Annotated in this window: 12 protein-coding genes; 9 read left to right on the top strand and 3 right to left on the bottom strand. The window is 70.0% G+C overall.

Annotated features, from left to right (window positions below; translation table 11 throughout):
* Positions 1-166: 166 nt before the first annotated feature.
* Genes AC4GY7_RS02130 through AC4GY7_RS02120 form a run of 3 tightly spaced genes read left to right on the top strand, consistent with a single transcriptional unit; the run spans position 167 to position 3,127 of the window.
* Positions 167-1,390: an extracellular solute-binding protein gene (locus AC4GY7_RS02130; RefSeq protein WP_491111752.1), complete on the top strand. Its 1,224-nt coding sequence runs from the start codon at positions 167-169 to the stop codon at positions 1,388-1,390.
* Positions 1,387-2,268 (top strand): carbohydrate ABC transporter permease, encoded by an 882-nt coding sequence (locus tag AC4GY7_RS02125; RefSeq protein WP_491111751.1) that lies wholly within the window; start codon positions 1,387-1,389, stop codon positions 2,266-2,268. Before AC4GY7_RS02130 ends, AC4GY7_RS02125 begins: the two co-directional genes overlap by 4 nt.
* A 16-nt stretch (positions 2,269-2,284) precedes the next feature.
* Complete coding sequence (locus tag AC4GY7_RS02120) at positions 2,285-3,127, top strand: carbohydrate ABC transporter permease (protein ID WP_491111750.1); 843 nt, start codon at positions 2,285-2,287, stop codon at positions 3,125-3,127.
* Here AC4GY7_RS02120 and AC4GY7_RS02115 read toward each other — a convergent pair.
* Positions 3,117-4,202 (bottom strand): ABC transporter ATP-binding protein, encoded by a 1,086-nt coding sequence (locus AC4GY7_RS02115; RefSeq protein WP_491111749.1) that lies wholly within the window; start codon positions 4,200-4,202, stop codon positions 3,117-3,119. The genes AC4GY7_RS02120 and AC4GY7_RS02115 overlap by 11 nt on opposite strands.
* Before the next feature lie 188 nt (positions 4,203-4,390).
* Here AC4GY7_RS02115 and AC4GY7_RS02110 point away from each other — a divergent pair, with 188 nt between their 5' ends.
* Together AC4GY7_RS02110 and AC4GY7_RS02105 are read left to right on the top strand one after the other, a co-directional pair.
* Complete coding sequence (locus AC4GY7_RS02110; RefSeq protein WP_491111748.1) at positions 4,391-5,443, top strand: CAP domain-containing protein; 1,053 nt, start codon at positions 4,391-4,393, stop codon at positions 5,441-5,443.
* A gap of 171 nt (positions 5,444-5,614) precedes the next feature.
* Positions 5,615-6,127, top strand: a complete 513-nt coding sequence (locus tag AC4GY7_RS02105; protein WP_491111747.1) for a hypothetical protein — start codon at positions 5,615-5,617, stop codon at positions 6,125-6,127.
* A 127-nt stretch (positions 6,128-6,254) separates the two neighbouring features.
* On the opposite strand, the gene AC4GY7_RS02100 is transcribed toward AC4GY7_RS02105, so the two are convergent.
* Entirely contained in the window at positions 6,255-6,722 is a 468-nt protein-coding gene (locus AC4GY7_RS02100) for an Lrp/AsnC family transcriptional regulator (protein ID WP_491111746.1), read from the bottom strand.
* Between the two features lie 117 nt (positions 6,723-6,839).
* On the opposite strand from AC4GY7_RS02100, the gene putA reads away from it, so the two are divergent.
* Entirely contained in the window at positions 6,840-10,460 is a 3,621-nt protein-coding gene (gene putA / locus AC4GY7_RS02095; RefSeq protein ID WP_491111745.1) for a trifunctional transcriptional regulator/proline dehydrogenase/L-glutamate gamma-semialdehyde dehydrogenase, read from the top strand.
* Between the two features lie 2 nt (positions 10,461-10,462).
* On the opposite strand, the gene AC4GY7_RS02090 is transcribed toward putA, so the two are convergent.
* Positions 10,463-11,062, bottom strand: coding sequence for a TetR/AcrR family transcriptional regulator (locus AC4GY7_RS02090; protein ID WP_491111744.1), 600 nt, complete (start codon positions 11,060-11,062; stop codon positions 10,463-10,465).
* Positions 11,063-11,162: 100 nt separating this feature from the next.
* Between AC4GY7_RS02090 and AC4GY7_RS02085 the strand changes: the two genes are divergently transcribed.
* The 3 genes from AC4GY7_RS02085 to AC4GY7_RS02075 all read left to right on the top strand — a co-directional run bounded on the left by AC4GY7_RS02085 (position 11,163) and on the right by AC4GY7_RS02075 (position 18,428).
* The gene (locus AC4GY7_RS02085; protein WP_491111743.1) at positions 11,163-13,970 is read left to right on the top strand and encodes a DUF2339 domain-containing protein; all 2,808 of its coding nucleotides are present in this window, start codon (positions 11,163-11,165) and stop codon (positions 13,968-13,970) included.
* 41 nt (positions 13,971-14,011) lie between these two features.
* Positions 14,012-17,440, top strand: coding sequence for an acyl-[ACP]--phospholipid O-acyltransferase (locus AC4GY7_RS02080; RefSeq protein WP_491111742.1), 3,429 nt, complete (start codon positions 14,012-14,014; stop codon positions 17,438-17,440).
* A gap of 100 nt (positions 17,441-17,540) precedes the next feature.
* Entirely contained in the window at positions 17,541-18,428 is an 888-nt protein-coding gene (locus AC4GY7_RS02075; protein ID WP_491111741.1) for an SDR family oxidoreductase, read from the top strand.
* Positions 18,429-18,430 lie beyond the last annotated feature (2 nt).

Raw genomic sequence — 18,430 nt, 5'->3', positions numbered from 1 at the left:
TGGCGGCGCGGCGGGTTTCTTTTTTCGGTCCGCGTCGAGGGTTGGGAACGTTTCGGCCCCGAAATCGCTCCACTAACATGTGCTATTTACTTGGCTTGGCGTGAAAACCTTTCCCTCACGCCAATCCAAGTCAACGCATGGGATCCCTTCGCCAAGCCGCCGCACGTTGCTCGCGGCAGTGCCGGCGCTCGCGATCGCCGGCTGCGCCGCGCGCCGCGATCCGCAGGCCTTGTCGCTCTGGGCGATGAGCTACGAGGGCGATTATTCGCCGCTGCTGATACCTGCCTTCACCCGCGCCACCGGCATCGCGGTGGAGGTGCAGTCGCTTCCCTGGACGGCGGCGCATGAGAAATTGCTGACCGCCTTTGCCGGCGGCGCGATGCCCGATGTGCTGATGCTGCCCAACGGCTGGGTCGGCGAATTCGCGATGATCGGCGCGATCGCCCCGGTGCCCGATCCTGCGTTGCTCGCGGGCATCTTCCCGTCCGTCCTCGGCACGATGCAGCGGCATGGCGGCGACCATGCGGTGCCCTGGTCGGTCGCGCCGCAGATGCAATTCTACCGCGCCGATCTGCTCCATGCCGTCGGCTACGACGCGCCGCCGGGGGACTGGCAGGAATGGCGGCGGATGGGCCATGCCATAAAGCGCCGCTGGCCGGATCGCTATGCCATGCTGTCCTATCTCAACTGGTTCGACACGCTGTTCACCTTCGCCGGCCAGACGGGTGCGCGGTTGCTGCGCGACAATGACACACGCGGTGATTTTTCCAGCCCCGCGTTCCGCGCCGCACTCGCCTTCTACGTCTCGCTGTTCGCCGACGGCCTCGCGCCGCGCGCACTGTCGACCGAGTTGCAGGACCCGGTTGGTGCCTTCGCCCGCGACTATTTCGCGACCTATCCGAGCGGCCCGTCGCTGCTGCTCGACCTGCGCCGCCGCGCCGCGGAGATTTCGGCGGACCGATGGTCGGTGGCGCGGATGCCGGGGCCGGATGGGCCGGGCAGGGTGTCGGCGATCAGCGCCAGCCTCGCCGTCTCCACCCAGTCGCGCCGTCCGGAGGCGGCCTGGGCGCTGCTCCGCCACCTGACCTCGACGTCCAGCGAACTCACCTATCAGCGGCTGATCGGCAATCTCCCGGCGCGCACGGACGCCTGGCACGCGCCGCAACTGGCGACGCCGATCCTCGCGCCCTTCGCCGCGCAGATGCGGGCGCCCGCCACCCAGCCCGACATCGTCGAGATGGAGCGTATCCGCCTTGAGGTGCAGATCGTCGCCGAGCGCGTGGTGCGCGGGCAATATTCGGTCGAGGAGGGCACGCGCGTCATGGACCGGCGCGTCGATGCGCTGCTCGCCAAGCGGCGTGCGCTGGTCGATGCGGGCAAGATCGCATGACCCGGCAGGAGCGCACCGCCTGGCTGTTCACCGCGCCGGTGCTCGGCATCATCCTGCTCGTCTTCATCGTGCCGACGCTGCTCGCCCTCGGCCTGTCGGTGACCGACTACAGCATCTATGCGCTGGCCGACTGGTCCAACCTGAACTTCGTCGGGTTCGGCAACTTCGCCGACCTGTTCGCGACGCCGCTGTTCTGGCGGGCGCTCGCCAATACCGGCCTGTTCGCGCTGTTCGGCGTGCCGATGGCGATCGGCACCTCGCTCGCCGTCGCGCTGCTGCTGCACGACCGGACGGTGCGCTGGAAGCCGCTGTGGCGCGTGCTGTTGTTCGCCCCCTACGTTACCAGCGTCGTCGCCACCGCGGTGGTGTGGCGGTTCCTGCTCAACACGCAATTCGGGCTCATCAACTATGCGCTGCGCGGGCTCGGCGTGCCGCCGGTCGACTGGCTCGGCGACCCGCACGCCTCCATCCCCGCGATCCTGCTGTTCGTGACGTGGAAAATCTTCGGCTACAACATGATCGTCTTCACCGCGGCACTGTCGGCGGTGCCGCAGGACCTGATGGAGGCGGCAAGGCTCGACGGCGCCGGGCGCTGGCGCCGGTTCCGCCACGTCACGCTGCCGGCGATCGGCCCGACGCTGCTGCTCGCCGCGGTGATGAGCGTCGCCGGCTTCTTCCAGATCTTTGCCGAACCCTATGTGATGACGCTCGGCGGGCCGGCGCAGAGCACGACCACGGTACTCTACTTCATGTTCGACGAAGGCTTCAAATGGTGGAACCTGGGCCAGGCGTCGGCGGTCGCCTTCGTCCTGTTCGTGCTGATCCTCGCCGTCACCCTCGTCCAGACCCGCATCGGAAGGCGCTACGAATGGCTGTGACCGGATGGCGATGAAGATGCGTGGACGCTCGATCGTCGCCAATGTCGTGGTGGCGGTGGTGACGCTGGTCACCATCCTGCCGCTCGTCTGGATGGTGCTGGTGTCGTTCATGCCGCGCGGCGCCTCCAGCGCCTTTCCGCCGCCGCTCTGGCCGAGCCACTGGACGCTGGAGAATTACCACGAACTGCTCGCCCGCCGGCTGATCGACGGTGCGTGGTTCGACTATCGCATCGTGCCCGCGCTGTGGAACAGCGTCCTCGTCGCCGTCGCCTCGACGGTGCTCGGCCTGCTGCTCACCGTGCCCGCCGGCTATGCCTTCGCCAAGCTGCGCTTCCGCGGACGCGAGCGGTTGCTGCAATGGTTGATCGCCTGCCTCGTCGTGCCGGGGCAGATCGCCATGCTGCCGCTGTTCCTGATCTTCAAGGAACTGGGGCTGGTGAACAGCTATGCCGGCGTCGTCCTGCCGAGCCTCGCCGGCATCTTCGCGGTGCTGTTCGTGCGCCAAGCGACGCTGGCGATCCCGGACGAGATGATCGATGCTGCCCGGCTCGACGGCGCGGGGGAGGGGCGCATCTTCGTCACCATCGTGCTGCCGCTGCTGGCACCGATCACCGTCACGCTGGCGGTGTTCATGTTCCTGGGATCGTGGAACGATTTCCTCTGGCCATTGATCGTGCTGGCCGACCAGCACCGCTATACTCTCCCGGTCGCGGTGGCGGCGATCGGGCGCGAACATGCCGCGGACGGCGAACTGATGATGGCCGCCGCGGTGGTGACGACGCTGCCGGTGCTGCTGATCTTCCTCGCGCTGCAGCGCTATTACATCACCGGCCTGCTCGGCGGCAGCATCAAGGGCTGACGCGCGGATAGGCGCGGCCGTCGGGCGCGAACAGGTGGACATCGGCCGCCGCCGCGCCGATGCGCAACGGTTCGCCCAGCCGGACCGCGCTGTCGCCGGGCAGCTGTGCGACGATCGGCTCTCCTTGGCCGCCGAGATGCGCGAAGGAGAGGGGCCCCAGCCGCTCGAACAGCTCGATCGGCCCGGCGAAGGCGCCGTCCGCCGCCGCGCGCAGATGCTCGGGCCGGACGCCCAGCGTCACCGGGCTGCCGATCGCGCCGTCGGGCACCGCGGCATCGGCGGCGACCGTAGCGCCGTCGGGGAGCCGCAGCGTCGCACCCTGCGCATCGCGCGCGACGATCGTCGCCGGCACCAGGTTCATCCCCGGCGAACCGATCGCGCGGGCCACCGCCAGCGTGGCGGGGCGGGCATAGAGGTCCATCGGCGCGCCGACCTGCTCGATCCGCCCCTCCGCCATCACCACGATACGATTGGCGAGCGTCATCGCCTCCAGCTGATCGTGCGTCACGTAGATCATCGTGCAGCCGAGGCTCTGGTGCAGCCGCGCGAACTCATGGCGCATCCGTACCCGCAGGCCGGCATCCAGGTTCGACAGCGGTTCGTCGAGCAGCAGCACCTGCGGCTGCCGCACCACCGCCCGCGCGATCGACACGCGCTGGCGCTGCCCGCCGGAGAGCGCGCGGGGCCGGCGATCGAGCAGCGGCGTCAGGTCCAGCGTCTCGGCGACCGCGGCGACGCGCGCGGCGATCTCCGCCCGCGGCCGCCGCGCGACCTTCAGCGGAAAGGCGATGTTCTCCGCCACCGACAGATGCGGGTAGAGGGCATAGGATTGGAACACCATCGCCAGCCCGCGCTCGGCAGGGGGGCTGTGGGTGACGTCGCGCCCGTCGATCGCGATCGTGCCGGTCGATGGCTCTTCCAGCCCGGCGATCAGCCGCAGCAGCGTCGACTTGCCGCAGCCGGACGGACCGACGATCACGACGAACTCGCCCGCGTCGATATCGAGGCTGGTCGGATGAAGGACGTCGGTCGCGCCGAACCGCTTGCTCAATCCCTCGATGCCGACGCTCGCCAAACCCGGTCCTCCCGCTAGGCTGCGACTCTCGGCCGCCCGCTCCGGCATTACAAGCCGCATCCACCCGCTGCCGGTTGAAAAGGCTGCGGTTCTTGGCCGCCAGCCACCTTTCGTTAACCCTGGGATGCTAGTCCATCGCCCGACAGCCAGGTCATGCGCGACCCGGCATTCCCTATCGGTTGGTTGCGATGCGTCATTGGAAGAGCGGAATTGCGTCGGGTCTTGCCCTCGCGGTCGGGGCGTGCGGTGGAGGCGGCGGCAGCGACACGACGACCGCCAGCGTGCCCGTCGTCACCGTCCCCGCAGGCACGCCATCGCCGGCCCCTGCGCCCGCACCGACGCCATCACCGTCGCCTTCGCCCAGCCCGTCGCCGACGCCCGCACCCACCAGCTGGGCGGCGGCCGCAGCCGCGCTCTACGACGTGGCGCCGGATGTCGCCTCCTGCCGCGCCGGTACGCTGAAAGCGAGCGTCAAGGCCGATTTCCTGGCGAAGCTCAACGCCATCCGCGCGCTGCATCAACTGCCGACGGTCACCTATTCGGACTTCGAGGATTCGCAGGAAGCCGAATCGTCCCTGATGATGGCGGTCAACCGCCAGCTGAGCCACACCCCGCCGACCAGCTGGACCTGCTACACCGCGGCCGGCGCCGCCGCGGCGGGGGCGAGCAACCTGATCGGCGGCTGGGGCACCGGCCTCGGCTTCAACAGCGAGGACGATTACCTAGGCTCGTGGCTGACGGAAATCGGCAGCGCCTCGATCGGGCACCGCCGCTGGATCCTCGATCCGTTCCTCGGCAAGACGTCCTATGGCCGGGTGACGGTGGTGATGCCCGACGGCAGCCGCGCGAGCGCCGCATCGATGCGCGTCTTCAACTTCGCCGCCGGCGGTCCGGTGCCGAGCAACGTGCCCGCCTTCGTCGCCTATCCGTTCGGCGACTATCCGGCGCGCTACTTCAACACCGCGGCCTATCTCTCGTTCAGCGCCTCACCCGGCAAGACGAATGCCTTCGGCGCGAACGCCAACGTCGGCTTCGGCGGCGCCACGATCACCGTCACCGGCCCGGCCGGTGCGCTCGCCGTGTCGAACGTCAGCAGCGACAACGATGGCTATGGCCTCGCCAACAACGTGCAGTGGAAGGTCGCGGGGTTGCAGGCGGGCGTCACCTACACCGTCCGCATCACCGGTGTGACCGGCTCGACCCAGTCCGACTACAGCTACACCTTCCGGATCGTCAGCTAGGCCGATCGGCAATCACCCTTGCTCCCGTTCTATCCGGGGAGGGGCGGGAACTGATCGCCGGCTCGGAATGATGGTGGTTTGCGTCGCCACGGAACCTCCGGCGTGCCTGCGGGTCGGGCAGGGATGCCGAGCACCTCATCAGCGCCTGGGACCCTCATCATCAGCCGGGTCATGCGGCCGGGCCGCGAGAAGGACTATCGATCCTGGGTCGAGCAGGTGGTCGCCGCGGCGCAGGCGCATCCCGGTTTCGCATCCGCGGTTCGGCTCGACCAGGCGGGCGGGCTGCACCATCTGGTTCTCCATTTCGCCGATCGCGCGGCGGCGCGCGACTGGTGCGGGCAGGATCGCTATGTCGCCCTGGCCCGCCAGGCCGATGGCTTTTCGGTCGGCCTCGACCAGCATGATGACGGCAGCGTCGTCGCGTTCGACCTGCCCAGCGAAGCGGCCGCACGCAAATGGAAGACGGCGATCGTCACCTGGATCGGCGTGGTGCCGACGCTGCTCGTCGTCAGCGGCGCGATCGGCTGGGCCTTCCCCGGCCTGCCGCGTATCGGCCAGCAGATCCTGTCATCGATGTTGCTGACGGTCGCACTGACCTGGCTGATCCTGCCGCGGGTGCGCAGCTGGTCGCGCTTCTGGATGCTGCAGAACGGCGACGGCGCGTTGCGCAGGACGCCGGATTAACGCCAAGACGCCCCTGACCGCCTGATACGCGTACGATCAGGGGCGTCCTGCTGTCCGTGCGGCCGGTAGGCCACTGCCCGCCCTTAGCCCGAAAGTGGTTAACAAATGGTAACCAAAACTGACGAGGTCACATGCCCGCATCGCGGATCGTTTCCATCGCCACGAAGGTGGAGGTGCTGGCGACGTGCGGCAGGGCGGAAATCTGCTCGCCCAGCACCTCGCGATAGCGACGGATATCCGCCGTGCGCACCTTCAGCAGATAGTCGAAGCTGCTGGCGATCATGTGGCAATCCTCCACCTCCGGAATGCGCAGCACGGCCCGCCGGAATTCCTCCAGCGCCGCCTCCCGCGTGTCCGACAGCTTCACCTCCGTGAAGGCGACGTGATCGAGCCCCAGCCGCGCCGGATCGATCACCGCGCGGAAGCCCAGGATATAGCCCTGATCGATCAGCCGTCGCAGCCGCACCTGACACGGTGTCTTCGACAGGCCGACCCGCCTCGCCAGTTCGGTGACCGACAGGCGGCCGTCGCTGCGCAGCTGTTCGATGATCCGCAGGTCGAACCGGTCGATCGGACTGCCATCAGCTGATTTCAAGGCCTTTCGTCCGTTCATATCCCACAAAATCCGTTCGTTCGGCTTCGACATGGGACAATATCGGTCGGATCGCCAGCGCGAAAGTCGCTATGGGCGGCGGTCGAGAGGACCTGCACCATGACCCGCCCGCCGTTCGCCGATTTCGCGCCCCCGATTCGCCAGCAGGACCCGCTGCGGCAGGCGATCACCGCCGCCTATCGCCGGCCGGAGCCCGAATGCCTGGCGCCGCTGCTCGACGCCGCGACGCTGCCCGACGGCGTCCGCGACGCCGCTGCCGCGACGGCGACCGCGCTGGTCACCGCGCTCCGCGCCAAGCACAAGGGCACCGGCGTCGAGGGATTGGTGCAGGAATATGCCCTGTCCAGTCAGGAAGGCGTCGCGCTGATGTGCCTGGCCGAGGCGCTGTTGCGCATCCCCGACACCGCCACCCGCGACGCCCTGATCCGCGACAAGATCGCCGGTGGCGACTGGCGCGCGCATGTCGGCGATGGCCGCTCGCTGTTCGTCAACGCCGCGACCTGGGGTCTGGTGGTCACCGGCAAACTGACCGGCAGCGTCAACGACAGCGGCCTCGGCGCCGCGCTGACCCGCCTGATCGCGCGCGCCGGCGAACCGGTGATCCGTCGCGGCGTCGACATGGCGATGCGGATGATGGGCGAACAGTTCGTCACCGGCGAGACGATCGGCGAGGCGCTGAAGCGCGCCCGTCCGCTGGAGGCGCGGGGCTTCCGCTACAGCTACGACATGCTGGGCGAGGCGGCGACCACCGCCGCCGACGCCGACCGCTATTATCGCGATTACGAACAGGCGGTGCGCGCGATCGGCGAGGCGAGCGCCGGCCGCGGCATCTATGACGGGCCGGGCATCTCGATCAAATTGTCGGCGCTGCACCCGCGCTACGTCCGCGCCCAGGCCGCCCGCGTCATGGCCGAGTTGCTGCCGCGCGTGAAGGCGCTGGCGCTGCTCGCCAAGGGCTATGGCATCGGCCTCAACATCGATGCCGAGGAGGCGGACCGGCTGGAGCTGTCGCTCGACCTGCTCGAAAGCCTCGCCACCGATCCGGACCTTGCCGGCTGGAACGGCCTCGGCTTCGTGGTGCAGGCCTATGGCAAGCGCTGCCCGTTCGTCATCGACTGGATCGTCGATCTCGCCCGGCGGGCGGAGCGGCGCATCATGGTGCGGCTGGTCAAGGGCGCCTATTGGGATGCCGAGATCAAGCGCGCGCAGGTCGATGGCCTCGCCGATTTTCCGGTCTACACCCGCAAGATCCACACCGACGTCGCCTACATCGCCTGCGCCCGCAAGCTGCTCGACGCGCGCGAGGCGGTGTTCCCGCAATTCGCCACCCATAATGCGCAGACGCTGGCCACCATCTATCATCTCGCCGGCCCCGATTTCGCGGTCGGCGACTACGAATTCCAGTGCCTGCACGGCATGGGCGAGCCGCTGTACGACGAGGTGGTCGGCGCGGATAAGCTGAACCGTCCCTGCCGCATCTATGCGCCGGTCGGTACGCACGAGACGTTGCTCGCCTATCTTGTTCGGCGGCTGCTGGAAAACGGCGCCAATTCCTCCTTCGTCAACCGTATCGCCGATCCCGAGGTGTCGATCGCCGACCTCGTCGCCGATCCCGTCGCGGCGGTGCGGGCGATGGCCGGTTCGGGCGTCGGTGCCGGGCAGAAGAACCCGCAGATCGCCCTGCCACAGGGACTGTATGGCGACCGCGTCAATTCCGCCGGCCTCGATCTCAGCGACGAGGCGACCTTGGCCTCGCTGGCGGAAACCATGGCCGCGGCGGGGCCGTGGCAGGCGGGGGTGCACGGCATCGCCCGCGACGTGCTGAATCCTGCCGATCACCGCGACCGCGTCGGCACCGTGCGCGAATTGTCGGTGGAACAGGCGCAGGCGGCCGCCCGCGCTGCCGCGGCTGCCGCACCCGACTGGGCGGCGGTGCCGATCGCGGATCGTGCCGCCATGCTGGAGCGTGCCGCCGACGCGATGCAGGCGCAGATGCCGCACCTTCTCGCGCTGATCGTCCGGGAAGCGGGCAAGTCGCTGCCCAACGCCATCGCCGAGGTGCGCGAGGCGATCGACTTCCTGCGCTATTATGCCGAACAGGCGCGCACCACGCTGGCGCCCGCGCACCGCCCGCTCGGCGTCGTCACCTGCATCAGCCCGTGGAACTTCCCGCTGGCGATCTTCATCGGCCAGGTCGCCGCCGCGCTGGTGGCGGGCAATGCCGTGCTCGCCAAGCCGGCGGAGGAAACGCCGCTGATCGCCGCGCAGGGCATCGGCCTGCTCCACCAGGCCGGCGTGCCGGTGGACGCATTGCAGTTCGTGCCCGGCGACGGCGCGATCGGCGCCGCGCTGGTCGCCGCGCCCGAGACGCAGGGCGTGATGTTCACCGGCTCGACCGAGGTCGCACGCCTGATCCAGAAGGTCCTCGCCGGTCGGCTGTTGCCCGATGGCGCGCCGATCCCGTTCATCGCCGAAACCGGCGGGCAGAATGCGATGATCGTCGATTCCTCCGCGCTGGCCGAACAGGTGGTGGCGGACGTCATCGCCTCCGCCTTCGACAGCGCAGGCCAACGCTGTTCCGCGCTGCGCATCCTCTGCCTGCAGGAGGAGGTGGCGGATCGCACGCTGGCGATGATCCGGGGGGCGCTGCACGAGCTGTCGATCGGCCGCACCGACCAGCTAGCGACCGACATCGGCCCGGTCATTACCGCCGAGGCGAAGGACAACATCGACCGCCATATTGCCGCGATGCGCGCTGCCGGCCGCGCCGTGGAGCAGGTCGCGCCCGCCGGTGACACCGCCCACGGCACCTTCGTTCCGCCGACGATCATCGAGCTTGCCGATATCGCCGAACTGAAGCGCGAGGTGTTCGGCCCCGTGCTGCATGTCGTCCGCTTCCGCCGGGCCGAGCTCGACCGGCTGATCGACCGCATCAACGCCACCGGCTACGGCCTCACCTTCGGCCTGCACACCCGCCTTGACGAGACGGTGGCGCACGTCACCAGCCGGGTGAGGGCGGGCAATCTCTACATCAACCGCAACGTCATCGGCGCGGTCGTCGGCGTCCAGCCGTTCGGCGGGCGCGGGCTGTCGGGGACGGGACCCAAGGCGGGCGGGCCGCTGTATCTCGGCCGGCTGGTGACGGGTGCCGACCTGCCGCTGCCGCTCGTCTCCGACCATGCCGATCCGGCGGCACGCGATCTCGCGCTCTGGCTGGAGGAGGCGGGGGATGCCGCCGCCGCGGCACGGGTGCGCGCGGCGATCGCCGCATCGCCGGTCGGCGCCGAAGCGGAACTCGCCGGGCCGGTCGGCGAACGCAACCTTTATGCGCTCCACCCGCGCGGCCGGGTGCTGTTGCTGCCGCAGACGCGCGACGGGCTGGTCGAGCAGCTCGGCGTGGCGCTCGCCGCCGGTAACAACCCGGTGGTGGCCGCGGACGGGCTGGACGCAATCCTCGCGACGCTGCCCGCCAGCCTCGCGCATCGCGTCCGCCGCTCGGCCGACTGGCAGGCGGACGGCAGCTACGCGGGCGCCCTGATCGAAGGCGACGCGGCGCAGGTCGCCGCCGCGCTTGCCGCGCTCGCCGAGCTGCCCGGGCCGATCGTCCTGCCGCATGCGGCCTCTGCGGGCTATCGCCTCGACTGGCTGGTCGAAGAGGTATCGACCTCGATCAACACCACCGCGGCGGGCGGCAACGCCAGCCTGATGGCGGTGGCGTAACGCTAAGCCGCCCGCGCGGCCAGCGCCTCGCGCACCCGCGCGAGCGCGGCCGCCTCTGGCGCGGCTTCGCCCATCAACGCCCAGGCGCCGCTGATCGCGAAGGCGCAATGGCCGTGCACCGTCGCGATCAGCGAACGGGCGAAGGCGGCGACATCGTCGTCGATCGGCCGGCCGAGCGCCGCGGCGACTTCCTGCACGACGATCCGTGTCAGTTCGCCGCGCCCCGCTTCATCGGCCTCGGTCAGCCCGGTTTCGGCCGGCCGGCGGTGGTCGTAGATGGCGGTCCACAGATACGTATGGCAGCGGGCGAAGCCGAAGTAGCCCTCGACCAGCGCCGCGATACGATCGCCGCCATCGCCGGCCGCGTCCAGCCGCTCGCGCAGAAAGGCCGCCCAGGCGGTGAAGCTGCGGGCGTTGATCGCGGCGACCAGCCGGTCGGCGGTGCCGAAGACATTGTGGATCGTGCCGATCGAATAGCCGATCCGCCGCGCCACTTCGCGCGCGGAAAAGCCGCCAAGGCCCGCCTCCGCGACCAGCGCCGTCCCGGCATCGAGGATCAGCGCCTCGAGTTCGGCGCGGTTGTGATCGGATCGTCTGCCCATCGAACTCGGATATCCGATGAATTGAGCGCTGTCCAATTTCTATATTGAGCGGTGCTCATTTCCATGTATCATGCCTGCGAATCATCGAAGGTCCGCTGGCATGTCGCTGCTGCTGCTCATCGTCCTCGCCATCGTCCTCGCCACCTTGTGGAAGCGGATGGATCGGTTGCAGGATCGTCTCGACGCGATGGAAGAGGCGCTTGCCGCCGCCGTCCGGCCCTACACGGCACCTTTTGTGCCCCCCGAGCCGATGCCGGTGCCCGCGCCGCCACCGCCACCGCCACCGCCGCCTCCAGCCGCGCAGCCGGAGGAGGCACCGAGGCCCGCACCCGTGGTCGAGAGGCCGCGTCCGCCGGCGTCCCCATGGCTGCCACCGATCGCCGCAGCGCCCGAAGCGCGCGCGCCGATCGCGACCGGCCGCGGTGGCTTCGAGGAACTGTTCGGCCGCCGCCTGCCGATCTGGGCCGGCGGCCTGACGCTGGCGGTCGCGGGCGTGCTGATCGTGCGCTATTCGATCGAGGCGGGCTTGCTCTCGCCATGGGTTCGCGTCGTGCTGGGGCTGGTGTTCGGCATCGGGCTGATCGGCGGCGCGGAGGCGGCGCTGCGCCGCGAGGACACGGTTCGCGATCCCCGCGTGCGCCAGTCGCTGGCCGGGGCGGGGATTGCGACGCTCTATGCGGTGACGCTCGCCGCGGCCAACCTCTACGGCCTCATCGGCCCGGTCCCGGCCTTCGTCGGCATGGCGCTGGTGACGGTGCTGGCGGCCGGGCTGTCGCTGCGGTTCGGTGCGCCGAGCGCGGTTCTGGGTCTGCTCGGCGGCCTCGCCGCGCCGGCGCTGGTCGGGGCAGGGGAGCCCGACGTGCCGTTGTTGACGCTGTATCTCGCGCTGACCGTCGGCGGCCTGTGCGCGCTCGGCCGGCAGCAACGCTGGTGGTGGCTCGGTGGCGCCGCACTGATCGGCGGCTTCGGCTGGGGCGCGGTGCTGATCCTCGGCGGCGTGCTCGATCTCGCCGCCACGCTGTCGGTCGGCATCTATACGCTCGGGCTCGCCATCGGCCTGCCGCTGTTGCTCAGCGGCCAGCGCGCCGCGGCGATGCGTGTCGCGGCGAGCCTGCTCGGCTGTGCGCAACTGGCCGCGCTCGTCTCGCTCGGGGGCTTCGCGCCGCTGCATTGGGCGCTGTTCGGGCTGATCTCGCTCGCCATCCTCTGGCTATCGCGGCGCGATGCCACCTTTGCCGACCTGCCGGCGCCGGCACTGGCGGTCGCCATCCTGCTGGCGCTCGCCTGGCCCGATCCCTCGGCCGCCGCCTGCGCGCTGGTGCTCGCTGCGATCGCCGCGATCCATGCGCTGCCGGCGACGCTGCGGGTATGGCGCGCCGATGCGCGGCCGATCGATGCCCCGATGGTCGCCGGCTGCGCCATTGCGATCGGCATCGTGCCGGCGATCCGCTTCGATGGCGCGGGCTGGACGGCGCTCGTCGCCGCCGCGCTCGCCGCTGCGGTGGCGGCGAAGGGCTGGCGCGTTCCCGGCCGTCAGGACAATGGCCGCTTCGCCATATTGGCCGTCACCGCCACGGCGATGCTGGGCCTCGCCGCTGCGCTGCTGCTGCCGGTCGCCGCCTGGGCCTCTGCCGCTGCACTGCTGTGCGTCGCGACATTGGCGCTGGCCGATGCCGCGCACGATCGGCGGGTCGAAGGCGCGGCGTGGCTGTTCGGCGTCGTCACGCTGTTGCTGCTCGCCGGCGATCCGGGCGTCGAGCGCCTGTTCGGCGACGCGGTGGCGGGGCGCCCCGGCGTGTGGATCGTCGCCGCTCTGGCGGCGGTGGCGCTGGCGCTGCGTGCCACCGGGCGACGGGCCCGCGTGATGCAGCCGGCGGCGGTGCTGCTCGGCTATGGTGCGGCGGCGCAGATGGTGCCGGGATCGGCCCTGTCGCTGGTGCCGGTGGCGGCGCTGCTGGCGCTTGCGGCGTCGCGCCGTGCCGACGTGTTGCCGGCTGCGGCCACGGCGGCGGTGCTCGCCGCCGGATGGGTGCTGACGCCGCTGCTGGTCTGGACCGCCGCGGCTGCCGATGCCGCGACGGGTTCGGTGGTGCCGGTCGCCGCCTGGCCGACGCTGCATGCGGCGCTGCTCGACCTGGCGCTGCCGGGCGTTGCCGGGCTCGCGGCGGGGTGGCTGTTACCCGTGTCCCCGCTGGCCCGCCGCGCCGGCACCGCCATCGGCGGCGTGCTGCTGGCGCTCGCGGCGCATGTCGCACTGCAACATGCGGTCTGCATCGACACCGCCGCGGCGTTCCAGGCACGCACCCTCATGGAGCGCACGCTGTGGGAGGCGCTGCTGGCCGTCGCCGCCGTGGCCGCGTGGCGGCTCGGCGGGCGGCGGCCGGCGATCGTCCTCGGCGCGGCGGCGCTGCTCCACGCCGCGTGGTTCACCGGCCTCGTGCTCAATCCGCTGATCGTCATGCAACGGGCGGGGCCGTGGCTGGCGCTGTCCTATGCGGTGGCGGGCGGTCTGCTGTGGATGGCGCCGCGGCTGCTGCCGCAGGCGATCCGCTGGCGCGATGCTGCGCTGATGCTGCTCAGCGTCGCCGCCGCCTTCACGCTGCTGCGGCAGGCGAGCCATGATCCCATGCCCTTATGGACAGGCACCGGCGCCGGGGAACAGATCGCGCGATCGATCCTCGCGCTTGCCCTGGCAGGGGCCTTCCTCGGCGTCGGCATCGTTCGCCGCGCGCGCGACTGGCGCCTCACCAGCCTCGTCCTGATGCTGGTGGCGGTGGTCAAGGTGTTCCTGTTCGATGCCGCCGGCCTCGACGGGCTGGCCCGGATCGCCTCCTTCGTGGCGCTCGGCTTCAGCCTGATCGGCGTCGGCTGGCTCTACAGTCGCTATCTGCCTGATGAAGCCCGTTAAGTTTTCACCGTTACGACCCGTGATGAAGGGGAGTCACCGCCATGTCCGCACCTGATCTGTCGCTGCTCGGCAAGCGTCGCTTCGCGCCGCTGTTCGTCGTCCAGTTCCTCGGCGCGTTCAACGACAACCTGTTGAAGTACGCGCTGCTGTTCCTCGCCAATTTCACGCTGTACGCCGCCGCGCCGGACAAGGCGGCGCAGCTGGCGACGATCGCGACCGGCCTGTTCATCCTGCCCTATTTCCTGCTGTCGTCGCTGGCGGGGCAATTGGCCGACGCATGGGACAAGGCATGGCTGATCCGCGCGGTGAAGGCGGCCGAGATCGCGATCATGGCGCTGGCGCTCGCCGGCTTCTGGTTCCAGTCGGTGCCGGTGCTGCTCGGCTGCCTGTTCCTGATGGGCGTCCATTCCACGCTGTTCGGCCCGGTCAAATATTCCATCCTGCCGCAGCATCTGGGCCGGCACGAGCTGATGGGCGGCACCGGGTTGATCGAGGCGGGCACCTTCCTCGCCATCCTCGGCGGGCAGTTGCTCGGCGGGGTGATCCCGGCATGGGAGGCGGGGCTGGTCGCGACCGGCATTGCCACCCTCGGCTTCCTCGTCAGCCTCGCCGTGCCTGCGGCGCCCCCCGCCGCGCATGGCGTGCGCATCGACCGCAACATCCTGAAGGGCACGTGGCAGATCCTGTCGGTCGCCCGCGCCGGCCGCGGCGTGTGGCTGGCGATCCTCGGGATCAGCTGGTTCTTCGCGATCGGCGCCATCCTGCTGTCCGAATTCGCGCCGTTGGTCAGTGGCCGGTTGCAGGCGGGGCCGGGCGTGGTGACGCTGTTCCTGCTGGTCTTCTCCGTCTCGGTCGCGATCGGCTCGCTGGTCGTCAACAAGCTGCTCGGCGGCGAGGTGTCGGCGCGCTACGTGCCCGCCGCGGCGCTCGGCATGGCGGCATTCCTGATCGACCTGTGGGTCGCGACCCGTCGCTTCGCCGCCACGGTGCCGCACGCCGACGTCGACGCCTTTCTCGCCACCGCAGGCAGCTGGCACATCCTGTTCGCGCTCGCCGGCTTGGCGCTCTCGGGCGGCATCTTCATCGTGCCGCTTTACGCCATCCTCCAGGTGCATACCGATCCTGCCGAACGCTCGCGCGTCATCGCGGCGAACAACATCGTCAATGCCTTCGTCACCGTCGTGCTGGTCGTGGTGGTCGGCGCGATGCTGGCTGCCGGCACCACGCTGCCCGGCATCATCGGCGCGATGGGGTTCGCGACGCTGGCGGTCGCGCTGATCTCATGCTGGCTGCTCCCCGAAACGGTGCTGAAGGGGCTGGTGCGTGCGGCGCTACGCCTGCTCTACCGCGTCGACGTGCATGGGGCCGAGAACATGCCGCGCCCCGGCGAACGCGCGGTGGTCGTCGTCAACCATGTCTCCTTCCTCGACGGGCTGCTGCTCGCCGCCTTCCTGCCGGGCAAGCCGACCTTTGCGGTGGCCACGCACATCGCGAAGGCCTGGTGGGTGAAGCCGTTCCTGGGGCTGTTCGACGCCTTTCCGGTCGATCCCACCAATCCGATGGCCGCCAAGGCGATGGTGAAGGCGGTGCGCGAAGGGCGTACCCTGGTGATCTTTCCCGAAGGCCGCATCACCGTCACCGGTGCGCTGATGAAGGTGTTCGACGGGCCGGGCATGGTCGCCGACAAGGCGGACGCGCCGATCGTGCCCGTGCGCATCGCCGGGGCGCAATATACGCCCTTCTCGCGCCTGAAGGGCAAGGTCCGCCTGCGCACCTTTCCGAAGATCGACCTCACCATCCTGCCGCCCCACCGTTTCGAGGTGCAGGGCGACACCGCGCGGCAGCGTCGCGCCGCTGCGGGCGCCAAGCTGTACGACGTGATGAGCGACATGATCTTCGCCACCTCCGACACCGGGCGCACGCTGTACCAGGCGCTGATCGACGCCAAGGATATCCACGGTGCCGCGACGCCGATCGTCGAGGACGTGAAGCGCGAACCGATGAGCTATGGCCGCCTCATCACCGGCAGCATCGCGCTCGGCCGGCCGCTCGCCGCCATGACGCGGCCCGGGAAGGCGGTCGGGCTGCTGCTGCCCAACGTCAACGCCGTCGCGGCGAGCTTCTTCGCGCTTCAGGGGATCGGCCGCGTGCCGGCGATGCTCAACTATACCGCCGGGCTCACCAATCTGCGCGCCGCCTGCACCGCGGCCGAGGTGCGCACGATCGTCACCGCGCGCGCCTTCGTCACCCAGGCGAAACTGGGCGAGGTGCTGGCGGGGCTCGAAGCGGCGGGGCTGCGGATCGTCTATCTGGAGGATGTCGGCGCCGGTATCGGCGGGCTCGCCAAGCTCGGGGCGCTGGTCGCGTCCCGCTGGGCAGGGCGCCTGCACCGCCGCCACGCGGTGTCGCCCGATGCACCGGCGGTAATCCTGTTCACCAGCGGATCGGAGGGGCTGCCTAAGGGCGTTGTGCTGACCCACCGCAATCTGCTCGCCAACTGCCTCCAGCTGTCCGCCCGTATCGACTTCAATTCGTCCGACATCGTGCTCAACGCGCTGCCGGTGTTCCACAGCTTCGGGCTGACCGGGGGCACCCTGCTGCCGATCCTGTCGGGGGTGAAGACGCTGCTCTACCCCAGCCCGCTCCACTATCGCATCGTGCCCGCGCTCGCCTACGATTCCAACGCGACGATCCTGTTCGGCACCGACACGTTCCTGTCAGGCTACGCCCGCATGGCGCATGGCTACGACTTCTACGCCCTACGCCACATCTTCGCCGGCGCCGAGCGGGTGCGCGACGAGACGCGGCGGACCTATGCGGACAAGTTCGGCCTGCGCATCCTCGAAGGTTATGGCGCGACGGAGGCGGCGCCGGTGATCGCGGTCAACACGCCGATGCACTTCCGGGCGGGCAGCGTCGGTCGCCTGCTGCCGGGGATCGAGGCGAAGCTGGGTGCGGTGCCCGGGATCGAGGAGGGCGGCCGCCTGTCGATCCGCGGACCCAACATCATGGCGGGCTACCTGAAGGCCGATGCCCCCGGCGTGCTGCAACCGCCGGCCGGCGGTTGGCACGACAGCGGCGACATCGTCACGATCGATGCCGCCGGCTTCGTGACGATCAGGGGCCGGGCCAAGCGCTTCGCCAAGATCGGTGGCGAGATGGTGTCGCTGCCCGCCGTCGAAGGCTATGCCGCGGCGGTCTGGCCGGGGGCGGATCATGCCGTCGTCACCCGGCCCGATTCGCGCAAGGGCGAGCAGCTGGTGCTATTCACCACGCAAACCGACGCGACCCCGGCCGCTCTCCAGCAATGGGCGCGCGCCAACGGGATCGCCGAACTCGCCGTGCCTAGGGATATCCGCCGGGTCGATGCGCTGCCCGTGCTCGGCACCGGCAAGCTCGATTATGTGACGATGACCGAACGCGCGGCGGCCGGATCGCGGACGGAGGTGACGGAGGACGAGGACGCCTGATCGGCGTGGCAGGCGGACGATAGCTTTGATCCCCCGCCGGTTCGCGCAACCTCACCGCCGCTGCGCCGTTGGGGCTGCTCGCCGACGAGGAAAACCCGACATGACCGACCAGCAGCGTGACCCGACCTCCAAATTCCCGCAGCCGCCGTTCGAGCGGCAGACCCAGCCCTGGCCGGGCTTGGCCCGCGACATGACGCCGCGCCCCGATCATGGCGAGACGACCTATCAGGGCTCCGGCCGCCTTGCCGGGCGGCGGGCGCTGGTGACCGGCGGCGACAGCGGCATGGGCCGTGCCGCGGCCATTGCCTTCGCCCGTGAAGGCGCCGATGTCGCGATCAACTACCTGCCCGACGAACAGGCAGACGCCGACGAGGTCGTCGCGCTGATCGAACAGGCCGGCCGCAAGGCCGTCGCGATTCCGGGCGACCTCAAGGACGAGGCCTTCTGCCGCAGCCTCGTCGCCGATGCGGCGGCGGCGCTGGGCGGGCTCGATATCCTGGTCAGCAATGCCGCGCGCCAGCAGCAGGCCGACAGCATCGCCGACATCACGTCGGACAGCTTCGATGCGACGATCAAGACCAACATCTACGCGATGTTCTGGTTGACCAAGGCGGCGCTGGAGCATCTGGACGCGGGCGACACGATCATCGTGACCACGTCAGAACAGGCCTATGACCCGTCCAAGGATCTCGTCGATTATGCGATGACCAAGGCGGCGGGGATGAACTTCGTCAAATCCATGGCCAAGCAGCTCGGCCCGCGCGGCATCCGCGTCAACGGGGTGGCGCCGGGGCCGATCTGGACGCCGTTGCAGGTCTCCGGCGGCGCGACCATGGAGAAGCTGGAGCAATTCGGTGGCGAGACGCCGCTCGGCCGGCCCGGCCAGCCCGGCGAACTGGCGTCCATCTATGTGCAGCTGGCGGCCCGCGATGCCAGCTATGCCACCGGCCAGGTCTATGGCGCGGCCGGCGGCAGCGGCCAGCCCTGATC

It is taken from the genome of Sphingomonas sp. SP5, from assembly GCF_058313455.1.
Note: the sequence above shows the minus strand (reverse complement) of the source record. Positions and strands in the feature narration are given on the sequence as shown.